Annotated in this window: 17 protein-coding genes; 7 read left to right on the forward strand and 10 right to left on the reverse strand. The window is 42.3% G+C overall.

Features of this window, described 5'->3' with window-relative positions:
* Nucleotides 1-86 precede the first annotated feature (86 nt).
* Complete coding sequence (locus tag E2K74_RS11710; RefSeq protein WP_151207773.1) at nucleotides 87-638, forward strand: hypothetical protein; 552 nt, start codon at nucleotides 87-89, stop codon at nucleotides 636-638.
* A gap of 21 nt (nucleotides 639-659) precedes the next feature.
* A complete protein-coding gene (locus tag E2K74_RS11715) occupies nucleotides 660-881 on the forward strand; it encodes a hypothetical protein (RefSeq protein ID WP_151207775.1) in 222 nt (73 codons plus the stop codon).
* 207 nt (nucleotides 882-1,088) lie between these two features.
* Here E2K74_RS11715 and E2K74_RS11720 read toward each other — a convergent pair whose 3' ends face one another.
* Together E2K74_RS11720 and E2K74_RS11725 are read right to left on the reverse strand one after the other, a co-directional pair.
* On the reverse strand, nucleotides 1,089-1,574 hold the full coding sequence (locus tag E2K74_RS11720) for an Lrp/AsnC family transcriptional regulator (protein ID WP_151203235.1): 486 nt from the start codon (nucleotides 1,572-1,574) through the stop codon (nucleotides 1,089-1,091).
* Nucleotides 1,575-1,955: 381 nt separating this feature from the next.
* On the reverse strand, nucleotides 1,956-2,822 hold the full coding sequence (locus tag E2K74_RS11725; RefSeq protein WP_151207777.1) for an alpha/beta fold hydrolase: 867 nt from the start codon (nucleotides 2,820-2,822) through the stop codon (nucleotides 1,956-1,958).
* A 115-nt stretch (nucleotides 2,823-2,937) separates the two neighbouring features.
* On the opposite strand from E2K74_RS11725, the gene E2K74_RS11730 reads away from it, so the two are divergent.
* Nucleotides 2,938-3,396 carry a hypothetical protein gene (locus tag E2K74_RS11730; RefSeq protein ID WP_151207779.1) on the forward strand — a complete coding sequence of 153 codons (459 nt, stop codon included), beginning with the start codon at nucleotides 2,938-2,940 and terminating at the stop codon, nucleotides 3,394-3,396.
* Between the two features lie 101 nt (nucleotides 3,397-3,497).
* Here the strand turns inward: E2K74_RS11730 and E2K74_RS11735 are convergent, their stop codons facing one another.
* Both E2K74_RS11735 and brnQ read right to left on the reverse strand, forming a co-directional pair.
* Nucleotides 3,498-3,713, reverse strand: a complete 216-nt coding sequence (locus E2K74_RS11735; RefSeq protein ID WP_151203232.1) for a hypothetical protein — start codon at nucleotides 3,711-3,713, stop codon at nucleotides 3,498-3,500.
* A gap of 596 nt (nucleotides 3,714-4,309) precedes the next feature.
* Nucleotides 4,310-5,596: a branched-chain amino acid transport system II carrier protein gene (brnQ, locus tag E2K74_RS11740; protein WP_151207780.1), complete on the reverse strand. Its 1,287-nt coding sequence runs from the start codon at nucleotides 5,594-5,596 to the stop codon at nucleotides 4,310-4,312.
* A 346-nt stretch (nucleotides 5,597-5,942) separates the two neighbouring features.
* Here brnQ and map point away from each other — a divergent pair, with 346 nt between their 5' ends.
* On the forward strand, nucleotides 5,943-6,737 hold the full coding sequence (gene map / locus E2K74_RS11745) for a type I methionyl aminopeptidase (RefSeq protein ID WP_151203230.1): 795 nt from the start codon (nucleotides 5,943-5,945) through the stop codon (nucleotides 6,735-6,737).
* Between the two features lie 265 nt (nucleotides 6,738-7,002).
* On the opposite strand, the gene E2K74_RS11750 is transcribed toward map, so the two are convergent.
* The 5 genes from E2K74_RS11750 to E2K74_RS11770 all read right to left on the reverse strand — a co-directional run bounded on the left by E2K74_RS11750 (nucleotide 7,003) and on the right by E2K74_RS11770 (nucleotide 11,088).
* Nucleotides 7,003-7,899 (reverse strand): LysR substrate-binding domain-containing protein, encoded by an 897-nt coding sequence (locus E2K74_RS11750; protein WP_151207839.1) that lies wholly within the window; start codon nucleotides 7,897-7,899, stop codon nucleotides 7,003-7,005.
* A gap of 371 nt (nucleotides 7,900-8,270) precedes the next feature.
* Complete coding sequence (locus E2K74_RS11755; RefSeq protein ID WP_151207782.1) at nucleotides 8,271-8,609, reverse strand: hypothetical protein; 339 nt, start codon at nucleotides 8,607-8,609, stop codon at nucleotides 8,271-8,273.
* A gap of 245 nt (nucleotides 8,610-8,854) precedes the next feature.
* On the reverse strand, nucleotides 8,855-9,553 hold the full coding sequence (locus E2K74_RS11760; protein WP_151207784.1) for an SIR2 family NAD-dependent protein deacylase: 699 nt from the start codon (nucleotides 9,551-9,553) through the stop codon (nucleotides 8,855-8,857).
* 15 nt (nucleotides 9,554-9,568) lie between these two features.
* The gene (locus tag E2K74_RS11765) at nucleotides 9,569-10,519 is read right to left on the reverse strand and encodes an alpha/beta fold hydrolase (protein ID WP_151207786.1); all 951 of its coding nucleotides are present in this window, start codon (nucleotides 10,517-10,519) and stop codon (nucleotides 9,569-9,571) included.
* A 35-nt stretch (nucleotides 10,520-10,554) separates the two neighbouring features.
* Nucleotides 10,555-11,088 carry a PadR family transcriptional regulator gene (locus E2K74_RS11770; protein WP_151207788.1) on the reverse strand — a complete coding sequence of 178 codons (534 nt, stop codon included), beginning with the start codon at nucleotides 11,086-11,088 and terminating at the stop codon, nucleotides 10,555-10,557.
* A gap of 164 nt (nucleotides 11,089-11,252) precedes the next feature.
* Here E2K74_RS11770 and E2K74_RS11775 point away from each other — a divergent pair, with 164 nt between their 5' ends.
* The 3 genes from E2K74_RS11775 to E2K74_RS11785 all read left to right on the forward strand — a co-directional run bounded on the left by E2K74_RS11775 (nucleotide 11,253) and on the right by E2K74_RS11785 (nucleotide 15,079).
* A complete protein-coding gene (locus E2K74_RS11775; RefSeq protein WP_151207789.1) occupies nucleotides 11,253-13,277 on the forward strand; it encodes an NADPH-dependent 2,4-dienoyl-CoA reductase in 2,025 nt (674 codons plus the stop codon).
* 221 nt (nucleotides 13,278-13,498) lie between these two features.
* A complete protein-coding gene (locus E2K74_RS11780) occupies nucleotides 13,499-13,909 on the forward strand; it encodes a nuclear transport factor 2 family protein (RefSeq protein WP_151203225.1) in 411 nt (136 codons plus the stop codon).
* A gap of 69 nt (nucleotides 13,910-13,978) precedes the next feature.
* Nucleotides 13,979-15,079 (forward strand): YheT family hydrolase, encoded by a 1,101-nt coding sequence (locus E2K74_RS11785; protein ID WP_151207791.1) that lies wholly within the window; start codon nucleotides 13,979-13,981, stop codon nucleotides 15,077-15,079.
* Between the two features lie 58 nt (nucleotides 15,080-15,137).
* On the opposite strand, the gene E2K74_RS11790 is transcribed toward E2K74_RS11785, so the two are convergent.
* On the reverse strand, nucleotides 15,138-15,575 hold the full coding sequence (locus E2K74_RS11790) for a hypothetical protein (RefSeq protein ID WP_201798535.1): 438 nt from the start codon (nucleotides 15,573-15,575) through the stop codon (nucleotides 15,138-15,140).
* Between the last annotated feature and the right edge of the window lie 185 nt (nucleotides 15,576-15,760).

The following is a 15,760-nucleotide window of genomic DNA, read 5'->3' on the forward strand; positions in this document are numbered from 1 at the left end:
ACGGATGCATATATTGCAGAAATTACTCAGCGCTTGAATCATCGTCCAAGAAAAAGACTCGGCTTTAAAAGTCCGAGTCAGGTATTATGGCAACAACATGGTGTTGCACTTCAAATGCTAATCTAAGTGACTTTAAAGAACATATAAATTCAATTGAAAATGAAGTTAATGCATTTACTACTAAGCAAGAGTGGAATCATAAAAATTGGATTGGATTTTTTAAGTATCTTCAAAAAGAGTTAAACAATGGTAATTGGGGATATGTTCCTAACCAAAATGGTGGATTTATGGGTTATTGGTGGGCTTTTCAAAAAAATGAGAGTTGTTGGCAATACCTTCAAATTCAAGAAGATAAACTTGTTTTGAAAATAAATGCATTAAAACCTGAAAATTACACTAAATTTAGAAATTATTGTTATAAATATTATGTAGAAAAGGCGAAGCGAGAGAATTTAAGTTTTAAAAAACCGGTACGTTTTGGTAATGGCGAAACAATGACAATTCTTACAACTGAATATTTAGTTAAAGATGAAGAAGCAAAATTAATTAATATCGAAAAAACTATTCAGAATTTAAAATCATATACAGATTTTATTGAAAAATATGCTTTAAAAGAGCATGATTTTGTATCTTTATAATCGTTAATTAGCTAATAAACTATGCCCAAACAATCCCGCTTCCTTTGTATTGGCGGTTTCCTCAACGGAACGCAAGTCAAAGACCAAGGTGACAGCTTTATCTGCGTCGAAAAAGGCAAAAATGTCACCTATACCAAAAAGGAAATATTCCATCCTGATTCATGGGATCACGATTACTACGTTTGTGAAACGACCACAGACAAACAGGCACGAAATTGGGTCTATGACATTGAGTCAAAATAATATTTAATTCGATAAAGAAAAACATGGGTTGGCGTTATCGTCAGCCCATTTTTATATATGTTTTAAAATATTCAGACAATAAAAAGCCCCATGGTTAGGGGCTAGTCGTATAACTCACGTTATACTCATATAAGGCTCATCTCATACTGAGCGTATTAAAACATAAATATATCCGCTTGTGTGAGATAACTGATCCTTCTTTTCAGATTATTCAATCATCAACAAATCCGTATTATTGGCCAGTTTTAAAGGACGCAGGGCAAAAATCGAACGGGTGTGACGAATCCCTTTCATGGAATATAAGTTTTTACGCAAAAAACGTTCATAGTGTTCAGAGTTTTTCACTGCGACTTTGACCAGATAATCATAATCACCCGTGACCAGATGAGCTTCTACCACTTCAGGCATATTGGCTAAGGCTTCACTGAACTCATTTAAGATTTCATCATCATGACGTTCAAGCGTGATTTCAATAAAGAACAGCTCATTAATCCCTAAGGCTTTGGCATTAATATTGGCAGTATAACCCTCAATAATATTATTATTTTCCAGGCGTTTTAAGCGCGTCCAGCAGGGAGATGTGGACAGGCTTACTTTCTCCGCCAGTTCGGTCACACTTAGGCGACCATCCTTGCGAAGTTCTCGGAGAATTTTGCGATCAATGCGATCCAATACGTAGTCATTATCAGTCATGTTGAAAGAAAGCAAATTAAAACATATAAATAAGTTATACCATTGATAACCAGGAAGTGAACATACATTGTGTATATGAGTGTGCGCTTGCACTAAAAGTAGTCAAGCTTAAAAAAGATCATACCAAAAAATTGAAAATACCACTTTGCATTGAGGCTTAGTGACAGCAATGGTAAATGCAGCTTTTATCTTATTTAACAAATCGGATGTCATGGTTAATCTTGAGGTGATTCTCTCAAGGAGTGCTTGCCTAAAATAGCAGGATATAAAAAAGAGGGTCTACTTTAAAGTTTTGGCTTTGTAGTAGACCATTCGAACAATTTAAAGTCGAGCTTCTGTTAAAGGGCCGAGGCTTACTTGAATTGTTGAGCTAAAAATAGCCTAAGCTGCAATTTCTTTTTCAATAATAGGCCATAAGTTTTCATGTGAAGATTTGAACATTGACATATGCCCAATCGCCTTGTGTCCTAAAGTGGAAGGATTCAACTCAATGGTTTTTGTTGCAGCATTTGGATACAGGCGTAACAGGTCTTTTACATTGGCTTCGGTAGCAATTTCATCATCTGTAGACCAGATGGCCGTAATAGGACACTCAATTTGCGCATGATAATCCTGCTGTCGGGTCACGGTTTTACCAATGGCATTGATTACATAACCTGGCTTGCTGCAAAATTGTGCCCATTCACGTGCTACATCTTTGGGTAGGTTTTCTCCCATCCCAATGGCACGGGTGGGTCCATAGCCAAGAGTGAAGCGTGATAAGGGAAAAATCACATCAAACATGAGGGGTGCCAGTAATTTGGTTCGCCCTTTTAAGCCTTTGATATGGCCTGTGGAGCCAGAAATGGCAATTACCTTAGCCACTTTTGCATGGTTTGGCACAAGGCCGAGTAGCTGTCCACCTGCACTATGACCCAGCAAGATGAGCCGTTCAGCCTTAGTTTTATCTAAAAGAGCATCAATTGCCGCAGGAATATCCTGCTGTCCCCACTGCACGATGCTGGCTGTCGACTGTTTTAAAGGTCCATATAAAGATTGACCAATTCCCCGAAAGTCAAAGACCAAGACGGCATAGCCTTGTGCCTGTAACCAGCAGCTAAAACGATGATAAAACTGTTTGGTAATTCCCGTCGCTGGACAGATTAAAATTGGATAGGGTTGTTGTTTGGATGCAGATGCTTCATAAAAACATGCGCTTAATTGGTAGCCATCTTGGCAGTTTAGGGTCAATGTTTCAAATTTAGACATAAGCTACACTATATTTTTAAATCAGAATGATTGATTTAATGTACACCAGTTCTAAAAAGAAACTCGCTCAAATAATGACTAAAAAGTCAGTAGGATGACGATAGGGAATAAAACTATGGAAGTAGCAGCACTTGATCTGGCAGTCAAAATTGCCATCATTTTTAGTGGGATTTTCTTGTGGGTGGGCATGCTGACCGGCGTGTGGAAATATTGGCAGATCCGGAACTCTGCACAATCTCGGGCGCATTATTATGTTGATATTGCACATCGTAGTAGTTTGCTCTATGCACCTGCATCCTTGATTTTGGCGGTACTCGCTTATGTATCGGCATTTTCCGCAGCGCTTAACTTGATCTGTGTCATCGTGAATATAGTCTTTTTCAGCTTTTCAATCGGGGCCTATATTCTGCACGGCTATTTGAGAGATACCACGAATCAGTTTAAGACACCGCATCAATTGGGCAGGTGGAATTTCCCTGGTATTTTGATGACAGTCGCTATGCTAGGACTAATTATTACAGAAGTAGGAGGGACAGGAATCTTGCTGTATGGTGCAGTTTTAGGGTTATTTTAGGTTCTATCTTTTATTATTTTGGATGCGTTATGATTTTTTCTGTCCAGATGGATGAGGGGGCAGCTCATCCATCTGGGGCAATCTAAAAATTGAGGAAGTGATTAGCGGTATTTCTGGTCAACGAGGGCCCAGAGGAAAAAGACCATCGAGACAATCATCGCATAACCGAAATATTCAAGTTTTAAATTGCCTTGAATTAAACAATGAACAAATAAAGTCAGCATGAGCGCGATGCTAGTGCTTAAAAAGGTCACCAAGTCGGTATTGGTTTTAAGAGCATCAATGAAGACTTGCTTGTTGAAATGTACTGATAACATCTCCATTTCTCCTATAGTTATTGATCTTATTAAATGACTAAAATAGAGTAACTTAGTCAGAATTGAATATACAGTTGTACTGTTTAATTTCAGCTTTTGCAACTGTTCCAGAAAGCTTTCACAGTGAAAAAGCTTGACTTTAGTCAAGTATCTGCATAAACAATTGATTTAAAATGAATTATAGTTGCATGCCAAAGGCCAGAACGTCAATTGCAAAAGTTTGCAACTTTTTAGATTCATCTTAGGTGAAAGAGAAAAATTTTACGCTTAACTGATGGAGAAATAATCAATTTTGTGTAAGTGTTTGTATAAGTGGGAGGTGATTTTGGTTTAAGTCAAAAACCTTAAGTATTTAAAACGCATAAATATATTTTTATTTGAGCCAGATTATAAATCTTATTGTGCCAAGCTATCCAGTAAAAAAAATCGTTTTTTGCTATTTTTATATCAATTTTTGACTTATTTGCGCTAACAGGGCTTTGCAGGGTGTAAACAATAAATGTCCGTTTGGGTAAAACCTGACAATTATTGATCACGCTAAAAAACGGATTTTGGGTAAAAATTCGCTTTTTTATGACCTCAACATGCTAGAAAGATTAGTTTCTAATACGGTCAATCACAGCTGCAATCAGTAGAACAATCATGGAGGGGATAAACCAGGCCATATTTTGTTCAGAAAGTGGCAAGCTCTCTAAGCTAGCAGGTAAACTGAAACCGGCAACTTTTAAGCCATCAAAGATACCAAAGATCAAGGCAACCAAGGTCACTGGAGCAATGACATGCGATGGTTTCTTAAAGAAGCCTGTCAAGAAGCTCAGCATAATAACTGTAATGGCGGGTGGATAGATCGCACTTAATACCGGGACTGAAACTGCAATCAGTTTGGTTAAACCGAGGTTAGATATCAGCAGCGAAAAACCAATCAGGATCAGGACAAGAACTTTATACGGAATTTTGGTCAGGCTGGAGAAGTACTCTGCACAGGCACAGGTCAGGCCGATTGCAGTTACCATACAGGCAATAAAAATCATGCCGGACAGGAAGTATGCGCCCATGTCACCAAAGGCATATTGCACATACGCATGCAGAATAACCGCTCCATTGGCCGCATTTGGAGCAACTTCATGACTACCCAGACCCAGTTTAAACAGGCTCAGATAAACCAGGGTTAAACCGATCCCCGAAATAATCGCAGCATTCACTGCATATTTGGTAATCAGCTTCTTGTCCGTTACGCCACGCGATGTAATTGCTTTTACAATCACAATACCGAAAACCAGAGCACCCAAGGTGTCCATGGTCAGATAACCATTCACAATCCCTTCAGAAACCGGGCTGTCAATATAGCTGTTGATTGGTGCAGGTGGTGCCTGAGCCGGAATCATGACAGCGGCCACTCCTAAGATAATCAGGGAGATAATCTTAAGCGGAGAGAGAAAATAGCCGACAGTATCCAGAATCTTGTTCGGATACAGGGAAACGAGCATCACGACAGCAAAATAAATACTGCTATAAATTAGCAGGCTACTGGATTCATTACCGAAATAGGAAGAAAACCCGATTTCATAAGAAACGGTGGCGGTACGCGGAGTTGCAAATAAAGGACCGACGGCTAGATAGCAGATCACAGTCAGCAAAATACTGGCGGCTTTGCCCAAAGGCGAGCTTAAAATCTGGATAGAACCTTCAACACGAGATAATGCAACAATAGTGATAACTGGTAAGCCGACAGCAGTAATCAGAAAACCGAAAGCAGCTAACCATACGTGTTCACCGGCCTGTTGCGCCACAATCGGTGGAAAGATAATGTTACCTGCACCAATAAATAGTGCAAAGGTCATAAAACCCAAGGCAACAATATCCCGAGTACGGAGACTTGTCATAAAGGGAGAGTAGTAAAATGAAAAATAGATTTTAGAATATCTGTACGGGTTTTTGGAGTTTATTTTAGCTGGAAAGGCGCTGATCGTATTGCTCTTGCTAAGTGAGTAAACAGATATTCTAAATTTGGTGGAGATATGTTATTGATATTTTTAAAGAAAAATAAAATCTATATTTTTCTGACAAATTATTCAGAATTTACAATAAATTGAAAACTTTATTGTTTGTATAAATAGTCAGCATTAAAAAATTGTTTTGCCTAACGTTAAATGCCTGGCTAGCCCAAGAACCTCGGCATTCTCAGCTAAAAAGGACTATAATTGGATGATTCAGATTGAGGATAAATTGATGCGAGCGCCAGCCATTAGTCTTAAAACCGAGCAGGATATTGAAAAACTGCGCATATCCGGGCGCTTGGCCGCGCAGGTTCTGGCGATGATTGGAGCGCACGTGAAAGCAGGGGTGAGCACTGAATATCTGGATGATCTGTGCCATGATTTTATTGTCAATACTTTGAAAGTGACACCTGCCAATATTGGCTATTATGGTTATACCAAAACCACCTGTATTTCTCCAAATGAAGTGGTGTGTCATGGTATTCCTTCTGCCAAAACCATCTTGCAAGACGGCGATATTATCAATATTGATGTCGCTATTATTAAAGATGGTTATTTTGGTGATACCAGCCGTATGTACTATGTCGGTACGCCATCAGCTGAAGCGAAGCGTCTGGTTAATACGACCTATGAGGCAATGGTGGCCGGTATCCATGCCGTGAAACCGGGGGCAACACTGGGCGATATTGGCTATGCCATTCAGACTGTGGCAACACGGGAGGGGTATAGCATCGTCAGAGAATATTGTGGGCATGGGATTGGCAAGGTGTATCATGAACAGCCGAATATTCTCCATTATGGACAACCGGGGCAGGGCATTAAACTGGTGCCGGGTATGGTCTTTACGATTGAGCCGATGGTGAATATGGGCAAAGCGCGGGTCAAAGAACTTAAAGATGGCTGGACGGTGGTCACCGCAGACAAATCCTGGTCTGCGCAATGGGAACATATGGTTGCCGTGACTGAAACAGGCTTTGAACTGTTATCGCCATGGCCTGAAGGCACTGGGGAATATCCGGAAATTTAAATTCTGCTATAGCCAATGAAAATACAGTAACCCATTACACCGGCTCACATAACTTACAGCAGCTAGTATTCTGTGGACGAAAGCCTACAAAAGACTACAGCAAGAAGTGGTTTCGAGCTTTGACAAAGCTTATATTTATCTTGTTTAGCCTAGATGTTTCCTCTTTTCACTCAAGTGCTGTCGTGTAGTTTCCAGCTCATTTTTATTAGAAAATGAGCTTTTTTTATGTGAGCGAAAATTCTTTCAAAGTCTGTTTATCTCAACTTTAATCCTGTTGTAGCTGCTCTACCAGATAGTCAATAAATACCCGCACCGCAGGCAACAGGCCGCGACGTGATGGATAAACAACATGGGAAATCCCGTGGGCTGCTTTCCATTCAGGTAAGATCTGTACCAGCTCACCACGTTGTAGGTAGTGTTCGACGACGTGATCCGGCAATAAGGCCACGCCACATCCCGAGGCGGCCAGCTGGGTCAACATGTTTAGGTCTGAACCGCATACGGTTGGGCTAACCTGGATTTTCTTTTGCTGCTGTCCATTTTGCAAGACCAGAAATTGCTCACTATGTTCTTCAACCATACTGAGAATTTTGTGGTCGGCCAGTTGCTCAGGGCTTTTAAGATCACCGAATTGATTTAGATAGCCCTGACTTGCAAACAGATGCTGCTCCAGTTTGGCAAGCTGGCGAATCACCAGGTTTGGATCATCATTCAGACTGGATCGAACCCTTAAGGCCAGATCAAATCCTTCATTGATAATATCGACACGACGATTGGTCACCAGCATCTGAATCTTGATTTCTGGATATTTTTTGAGAAAGTCTGGAAGGATTTTGGCCATTTCATTTTGAGCCATTGAAACTGGCAGACTGACTTTAATTACGCCACGTGGTTCGGTACTTAAATGATCCACCAGATCATGTGCAGCCTGTGCGGCATTTAGCATGACCTGGGCATGCCGGTAGATATTCATGCCGATGTCGGTCACGGCAAAATGGCGTGAACTGCGTTGAATCAGACGGACGCCCAAACGTTCTTCCAGATTATAAACGCGTCGACTTAGTTTGGACTTGGGAATATTCGTAGCACGTTCAGCAGCACTGAAGCCGCCATATTCGACCACTTGGGCAAAGCAATAAAAGTCATCCAGATCCGTCAGCATTTTCTTTGATTCCATATATGCAACAATATGCTGATTAAAGTCTGATTGTTGCATAGTGTCAATTGCAGCTGATTAAAAAAAATTGGACAAGGCAATTATTCAACATGACGCGATTCATCGTTGCTCATAGGAAAAGCCCATTCGGTATGAATAGGTTTTTTGAAAATATTAATCCTCTTGTTCTTAAAGGGCTTTTATAGAGAGTATTGGGTTCATTTTAGAAACTATTAAATTAGCTTAATCAAAATAAACTGCTAGCCCACTCCAACTGGGTCACTCTAAGGAGGCCAAGTCTAGTTGTATTGCAGGTGACCAATTACCCTTTGGATGAAGACAGAATGCCCATCTTTTCTTAATTACTGGCATTTCTTTTAATCATCCAGGTGGAATCCATATGAACGAGCTATCTCTAACTTTTTAGGAATTAGAGAACCACAGCCTGTACAAAAGCAAGAAGTAAAACCTGAGTCTTGTCTAAATTTTCCAATAGAATCTATACCAGAAACCCAATCAAATAATCTTTCATTCAGCAAAGTAGATGAGTCTGCTCCAGTACCCCTCTTTACGACATCAGCTGCAATGACAGAGATACCTTGTATAACTGTCTTCATTGATGAAGAACTTAACCGTTCCGTATAAGCAACTACCACTAATTTTTCATTTATTACTCTTAGATAAGTGATATGTATTATAAAAATTGGATGGTACATTCATCTTTCTCAACGCTTATGAGTTTAGTTCGGTATGGCAGAATATAACTAAATTTTTTTAAATAATTAATTGTTTAACATATTGTTTGCTGCATAAAAAGAGCTTGTTATCGATCCTGCATCTAAAAAGTATTTATCCAAAAATGACATAAGTTGGGTCGCAACATGGGCTAATGAGGGTGGGTTAAAAACTAAGAGACTGTTTTGATGATTATATCAATAACCAACTATGTACGGTTTGATATTCAGGACTGCAACTGCTCCACTAAAATCGACAGGCCTTCGGTTGCTGTCTTGGCAATTTTCTGAAACTGGGCAGGAAGATGCTGTTGCTCTGCTTTGGGGTCAATATAGTGGGCGGTGCAACTGGCAGGAATGTCATGAATTAACCCGGCCACTGGGTAGACCTGTAAGCTGGTACCAATCACGATAAAAATATCTGCATCTGCAACACACAGCTGGGCATCTGTATAAGCCGGCACCGCTTCGCCAAACCAGACCACATGCGGGCGTAATGGATAACCTTGCCTGCAAAAATGCTTGTTCAGATTCAGCTCGGCGCCTTCCACGGAATAGAATTCCCGGGTATTTTCTGCGTCCGGACCAGAGCTTTTGGCCAGCCGGATGTTGCCGTGTAAATGGATGACTTTGGAGCTGCCCGCACGTTCATGTAAGTCATCAATATTCTGGGTGATGACATAGACATCATAATTTTTTTCTAAGCGCGCAATGTGCTGGTGGGCAATATTGGGCTGTGCCTCCAGAATATTTTTGCGCCGTGCATTATAAAAACGTTGTACCAACTCTGGGTTTTTAGCCCAGGCCTCAGGAGTGGCGACTTCTTCAATACGATATTGTTCCCAAAGCCCATCACTGTCACGAAAAGTATTGATTCCGCTTTCGGCGCTTATGCCTGCACCGGAAAAGACCACCAGTTTTTTCATCGCCATTCTCCTGGGTTAAATTGCTGTTCCGAACGAGTTTACTGTCGAGGGTGCGGGGTGATGTTCTTTCAGAAATCTGGACAGTTCTTTGGCAAATTTGACCGGTTCAGTCAATAAAGGAGCATGACCAGATTTGTTAAATAGTACCTGTTTGGCCTGTGGCAGGCTTTCTGAAATCAAACGTTGACCTTCAAAGGGATAGAGTCTGGACTGAACGCCGCTAAAGAAGGTTACTGGACAAGAGAGTTGGCTAAGAGCTGCGCGGTAGTCTTCCCGGTGATATAGATAGTTGTTGATATACCACAGCATATAGTCTATGCGCTGAGTGGGAAGCAGTAGACCCTGCAAACGCGGCTGATTCAGAATAAATTCACAGGATTTTAAGCTGAGCTTATCTCCATTTTGCAGTTGTATAAAGCGCAGCCATAGAGCAGCCAGCGCTGCACGTACTGAGCTTTCCAGCTTCCGGATGGAGCCAAGATGGACATGCTGAGCCAGAAGCAGGGAAATCTCCTGCAAAATCCCGATAAATTCTTGATGGCGCGAACCAAAAAGTCCAAATGCCCAAGCATCGTCTACCGATATTTTAGGGGACTGATCAATATGTAAATAGGCGGAAATATGTTGGGCAAAGTGATCATAATGCAGGCCATGCATCGCCGTCGTGGCACCCATGGAATAAGCAATTACCATGAGTTTGTCCAGATTTAACTGGGCTAGAACCGAACGTACATCTTGCCAGTGACTGGAAATGGCATCCAGATCGGACGGGATTTTACAGTTGCCGGATGCGCCAAAGCCACGCCATTCAGGAATAATAAAACGGAAATTTTTTCGATGCGGATAGAGAAAAGCAGCCCATTGCCAGCTCAGCATGCCCAGACCGGATAATACCAGCACCGGTTGTCCCTGACCGTATTCGCGGACAAACAGTTGTTCAGCATCGGGCATGGTATAAAAAGGCATGGCTATACTCCAGGGTGTATTTTATTGTAATTACCTTAAAATTGTTTGAGACGCGGAATGAGCTGTTCTAACCAGTGAATCCAGCCCGTTTCCTGATCAATACCCAGTTGCAGAATCATTTTGTGAATATACAAGGTACGGTCATTTTCATCGGCTTGGGCAAAATCCTTGGCAAAAATCTGCTGATAGGTCTTTAATTTTTCTTTATGCAATTCCAGGTGGCGTTCAAGTTCAGACAAGGTGCTATTGCCTCCAAGCTGCGCTTCGGCCCGTAAACGTACCATTAGTTCTTCACGCAATTGTGCTGGCGGACTTTGCTCAAGCATCCAGCTGGTCAGCTCTTCACGGCCCAGACGCTCGACCTGATAGGTTTTTTTACGTGACTGGGCATTTTCTTCTTTCAGGGTAGAAATCCAGCCTTTGCCTAACATGGCATTTAATTCACGATAAATTTGCTGATGGGTGGCATTCCAGAAAAATCCCATGGAACGGTCAAAACGGCGTGCCAGTTCAATACCGGTACTGGGTTTTTCAATCAGGCTGGTCAGCAGAACGTGGGCTAAAGACATAGACGTCTCAAAAAATGACTCAGGATTATTATGCAACATGTTGCATAAAAATCAATTCTGACATATAAAATAGTGCAACAAGTTGCATTAAAGCTGATAGTTGAGGGAGAAAATGGTCAGCTTGTAAAACAATAGCCAGCATAAACGCACGCTCAGGAGTAGAAATGTCTAAATATCCCAACTTACTTGCCCCACTGGATTTGGGCTTTACCACTTTAAAAAACCGGGTATTGATGGGGTCAATGCACGTAGGTCTTGAAGAAGTACCAGGTGGCTATGAGCGGATGGCAGCCTTTTATGCGGAGCGTGCCAAAGGTGGTGTGGCTTTAATCGTTACAGGCGGGATTTCCCCCAATGATCATGGTGTGACCTTTCAAGGTGGCTCCAAGCTCGACACAATTGAAGAAGCAGAAAAGCATAAAGTGATTACCCGGGCCGTCCATGAGGCGGGAGGTAAGATTGCCATGCAGATTCTGCATACCGGGCGTTATTCCTACCAGGCTGAAAATGTAGCACCGTCACCTATTCAGGCCCCTATTAATCCGGTAAAACCGCATGCTTTAACTTCTGCAGAAGTGCAGCAAACCATTGATGATTTTACTAACTGCGCCGGACTGGCCCAGTATGCCGGTTATGATGGCGTAGAAATCATGGGTTCAGAAGGCTATCTGATCAATGAGTTTATTGCCGCACGTACCAATCACCGTGATGATGAGTGGGGGGGGAGCTATGAAAACCGCATTCGTTTCCCGATCGAGATTGTTCGCCGTACCCGTGAAAAGGTCGGTGAGAACTTTATTATTATTTATCGTCTTTCTATGCTGGATCTGGTCGAGGGTGGCTCAACGCTGGAAGAAGTGGTTCAGCTGGCAAAAGAAATTGAAAAAGCTGGTGCAACGATTATCAATACCGGAATTGGCTGGCATGAAGCACGTATCCCGACGATTGCCACCAAAGTGCCACGAGCAGCCTTTACCTGGGTAACGCGCAAGCTGAAAGGTCTGGTTAATATTCCACTGATCACCTCTAACCGGATCAATACGCCTGAAATGGCTGAATATGTACTGGCCTCGGGCGATGCCGACATGATTTCCATGGCACGTCCGATGCTGGCTGACTCTGAGTTTGTCCTCAAGGCAGAGCAGGGGCGCAGTGATGAAATTAATACCTGTATCGGCTGTAATCAGGCTTGTCTGGACCATATTTTCTCGATGAAGGTTGCCACCTGTCTGGTCAATCCGCGAGCTTGCTATGAAACTGAATTAATTTTTAAAGAAGTCAATGATGCAAAAAATATTGCCGTAATTGGCGCTGGCCCGGCCGGTCTGAGTTTCGCAGTCTATGCTGCCAATCGTGGGCATAACGTGACTATATTTGAGGCGGCGGCGCAGATTGGTGGACAGTTTAATATAGCCAAAACCATTCCGGGCAAGGAAGAGTTTTATGAAACCTTACGTTATTTCAAACGTCAGATTGAACTTCAGCCGCGTATTAAATTAAAGCTGAATCATAGCGCCAGTTTTGAAGAGCTTGTCAGCTCAAGTTTTGATGACATTGTAGTGGCAACTGGAGTAACACCACGCCAGTTGTCGATTCCGGGTATTGACCATCCTAAAGTACTGTCCTATCTGGACGTGCTGAAAGAGCGTAAGCCGGTAGGTCAGCGGGTCGCGATTATCGGTGCCGGAGGAATTGGCTTCGATACCGCAGAATACTTGAGTCACGAAGGTGAAAGCGGCAGTGTTAACCCGCAAAAATTCTATGATGAATGGGGGATTGATACCGAATATAACCAGGTAGGCGGCCTGAAAGCGCCAGAACTGGAAAAATCAAATCGTGATATTTATTTATTACAGCGTAAAGCCGTTTCAGTTGGTGCAGGTCTGGGTAAAACTACCGGCTGGATTCACCGCACCGGCTTAAAACATCGTGATGTAAAAATGATCGCGGGCGCCAGTTATAACCAGATTGATGATCAGGGACTGCATATCACGGTCAATGACAAACCTATGCTGCTGGAAGTAGATCATGTGGTGATTTGTGCAGGTCAGGAATCATATACAGCTATGTTTGATGAACTGAAAGCTGCAGGTAAAAATGTGCATCTGATTGGAGGAGCCAAAGAGGCCGGTGAACTGGATGCCAAGCGTGCTATCCGTCAGGGTGCCGAACTGGCTGCGGCGATTTAATTGCCTTCCAGCCCTCTTTTAAAAGGTAAGAAATCCCCTCCCTTTATCAATGAGGGGTTGGGAAGAGTTTCGTTACATAATATTCAGGGGTAGGGCTGGAAACAATTTTCTCCCTGAGTCCTCTCTTGAAAGGAAAGAGGCACTGGATAGAAGGAAGTATGAGCTCTTTTTCCTTCAGCTAGAGGAAGCCTAATTTTTCAATAACAAAAAAGGAAGCCAAAATGGGCACCGAATATATAAAAAAATCTATTACGCGTTGGCATGAAATGTTAGAAAGCCGCGATATGTCAATCTTGAATGAACTGCTTGCAGAGGAGGTGGTATTTCGCTCACCTGTGGCATTTACACCTTATTCCGGCAAGCAGGTGGTGTTTTTTATTTTGACCAACGTCATACAGGTCTTTGAAAACTTTCGCTATCATCGAGAGTTTCTCAGTGAGGATGGTAACAATGTTGTACTTGAGTTTTCAGCCAATGTCGGCGATAAAAAACTTAAAGGAATCGACATGATTCAGTTCAATGATGAAGGGAAGATTATTGATTTTGAAGTGATGATCCGACCAAAATCTGGACTTGAAGCTTTAGCCTTAGAGATGGGCCAGCGGATTCTGGCTTTTCAGGCTAATACTTAATTTCTGGCATTGACTCAAGTCGACATAAAGTTTGTAGCAACTGATAGTAAAACTAGAAGGGGAAGACAGATGAAAATGTTGCTTAAAAAACTGGGCCAGCTTTCAAGTGAATATTTGGATCGTTTTAGCGGCGCAGATCTTCCTACCTTGTATTACAACCCCAATGGGGTGTTCTCGGGTGTTGTTGAACGCTTACCCTTATTGAAACAAAAATACCGTCCGACACCCTGGTTATCCAATGCACATGCGCATATTTTATATTTAGACCTGATTAAAAAACGAACTATCAAGCTACAATATGATGTGCTTGAGCAGTTGACCATGTCAGATGGTGGCATTACGGGCATTGCCTGGTATGGACTCAAATTGCCGCCAAGAACGCCCACTATTGTTCTGCTCCACACCATTACAGGCTCTCCTGAGTCCATGCGGGAGCTGGTACGTGACTTGCATCAATATACCGGCTGGCGCGTGGCGCTGTGTTTACGTCGCGGGCATGCGGACTTGCCGATGCCCGTGCCTAAAATGAACCTGTTTGGTTCTACTCAGGATTTACGTGAACAGTTGCTTTATATTCAGGATAAATTTCCGAAATCTGAGCTGTATGGCGTCGGTTCTTCGGCAGGTACCGGTTTGTTGGTGCGTTATCTGGGAGAAGAAGGAGAGCAAACGCCACTCAAAGCCGCGTTTGCTCTGTGCCCGGGCTATAACACTGAAACCGGATTTGCGTATGTACATCCGTTTTATAGTAAAGTGATGGCGAAAAAACTGATTAAGCGCTTTATTCAACCTTATCAGGAAATCTGGCAGGTATATCCGACCTGGAAGCAACTGCTTGAGGTAAAAGACCTGTCGGAATTTGAAAAAATGTATTATCGTCTGGCTGGATTTGAGGATTATGAAAGTTATAGCAAAGCCACAAATCCAATTTATGTTTTTGAAAATATTAAAATTCCCTTAATGATTTTGAATGCTGAAGATGATCCGGTCTGTCATATCCAGAATCTGGAACCTTATAAAGAAGTCATTCAGGCAATGCCAAATATTGTGGTGGTCACCACACGTAAAGGCAGTCATTGCGGGTTTTATCAAGGCTTAATGCAGACCGACTCTTGGGCGACCCGTTTAATGGCGGATTATCTGTTGCAATTATCTAAAGCCCCCACCTGATGCTTAAACCATAAAAAACCCAGTGAAAACTGGGTTTTTTAAAATCAGTCAATCCCGATTAATTTTCAAGTGCTGGCATTGCCGCAGCAATCGCATCTGCTACAGCATCATCTTCAGATTTGCTGGTCTCTGAGCCAGACTTTGGTGTTGCTACAGGAGCGCGCTCTGGAGCTGGAGCCGGTTCTACTTGTTTCTCTGCAGGCGCAGCGGGAGCAGGTTCAACAGGCGCAGGCTGTTTGATCTCACGACGGATTTCGGTGGTTGTATTTTCAGTTTCCTCACGGTGAACTTCAACAGCTGGTGGAATTTCTTCAACTGCCGGTTCTTCTACCACAGGCTCAAGTGGTTCAAACTGAGCCGGCTCAGAGGTTGTAACTTCTGATGCTGGAGTAACTTCAACTTGTTCTTCTTCTTTCGGAGCTTCTTTTTTTACACAGGCGGTCAATGTAAGACCTGTCAGGATTGCGGTACAGATTAAAAGTTTCTTCATCATCATTACATCAAACAGAAAAGGGTGGAGAGAATTGCACTATTATAGCAGCAAAATACCAGATAAAAATCATATGAACTTACGGTAATTTTTTATTTGAATTGCTGTTAAAATAATCAATTGTTTATTGTTCTATGAATTGATGCGGATTGACTTTGCTTTATTGGTACAGAGTAAAGTAAAATTGCGCA

The sequence above is a fragment of the Acinetobacter sp. RF15B genome (assembly GCF_007558235.1).
Taxonomy (GTDB): domain Bacteria; phylum Pseudomonadota; class Gammaproteobacteria; order Pseudomonadales; family Moraxellaceae; genus Acinetobacter; species Acinetobacter lwoffii_C.

Coding starts and splice junctions, on each gene's coding strand:
- map (WP_151203230.1), top strand. CDS start 5,943: ATGCGAGCGCCAGCCATTAGTCTTAAAACCGAGCAGGATATTGAAAAA.
- E2K74_RS11755 (WP_151207782.1), bottom strand. CDS start 8,609: ATGTACCATCCAATTTTTATAATACATATCACTTATCTAAGAGTAATA.
- E2K74_RS11725 (WP_151207777.1), bottom strand. CDS start 2,822: ATGTCTAAATTTGAAACATTGACCCTAAACTGCCAAGATGGCTACCAA.
- E2K74_RS11710 (WP_151207773.1), top strand. CDS start 87: ATGGCAACAACATGGTGTTGCACTTCAAATGCTAATCTAAGTGACTTT.
- E2K74_RS11715 (WP_151207775.1), top strand. CDS start 660: ATGCCCAAACAATCCCGCTTCCTTTGTATTGGCGGTTTCCTCAACGGA.
- brnQ (WP_151207780.1), bottom strand. CDS start 5,596: ATGACAAGTCTCCGTACTCGGGATATTGTTGCCTTGGGTTTTATGACC.
- E2K74_RS11785 (WP_151207791.1), top strand. CDS start 13,979: ATGAAAATGTTGCTTAAAAAACTGGGCCAGCTTTCAAGTGAATATTTG.
- E2K74_RS11720 (WP_151203235.1), bottom strand. CDS start 1,574: ATGACTGATAATGACTACGTATTGGATCGCATTGATCGCAAAATTCTC.
- E2K74_RS11770 (WP_151207788.1), bottom strand. CDS start 11,088: ATGTCTTTAGCCCACGTTCTGCTGACCAGCCTGATTGAAAAACCCAGT.
- E2K74_RS11780 (WP_151203225.1), top strand. CDS start 13,499: ATGGGCACCGAATATATAAAAAAATCTATTACGCGTTGGCATGAAATG.
- E2K74_RS11750 (WP_151207839.1), bottom strand. CDS start 7,899: ATGCTGACGGATCTGGATGACTTTTATTGCTTTGCCCAAGTGGTCGAA.
- E2K74_RS11765 (WP_151207786.1), bottom strand. CDS start 10,519: ATGCCTTTTTATACCATGCCCGATGCTGAACAACTGTTTGTCCGCGAA.
- E2K74_RS11790 (WP_201798535.1), bottom strand. CDS start 15,575: ATGATGATGAAGAAACTTTTAATCTGTACCGCAATCCTGACAGGTCTT.
- E2K74_RS11760 (WP_151207784.1), bottom strand. CDS start 9,553: ATGAAAAAACTGGTGGTCTTTTCCGGTGCAGGCATAAGCGCCGAAAGC.
- E2K74_RS11730 (WP_151207779.1), top strand. CDS start 2,938: ATGGAAGTAGCAGCACTTGATCTGGCAGTCAAAATTGCCATCATTTTT.
- E2K74_RS11775 (WP_151207789.1), top strand. CDS start 11,253: ATGTCTAAATATCCCAACTTACTTGCCCCACTGGATTTGGGCTTTACC.
- E2K74_RS11735 (WP_151203232.1), bottom strand. CDS start 3,713: ATGTTATCAGTACATTTCAACAAGCAAGTCTTCATTGATGCTCTTAAA.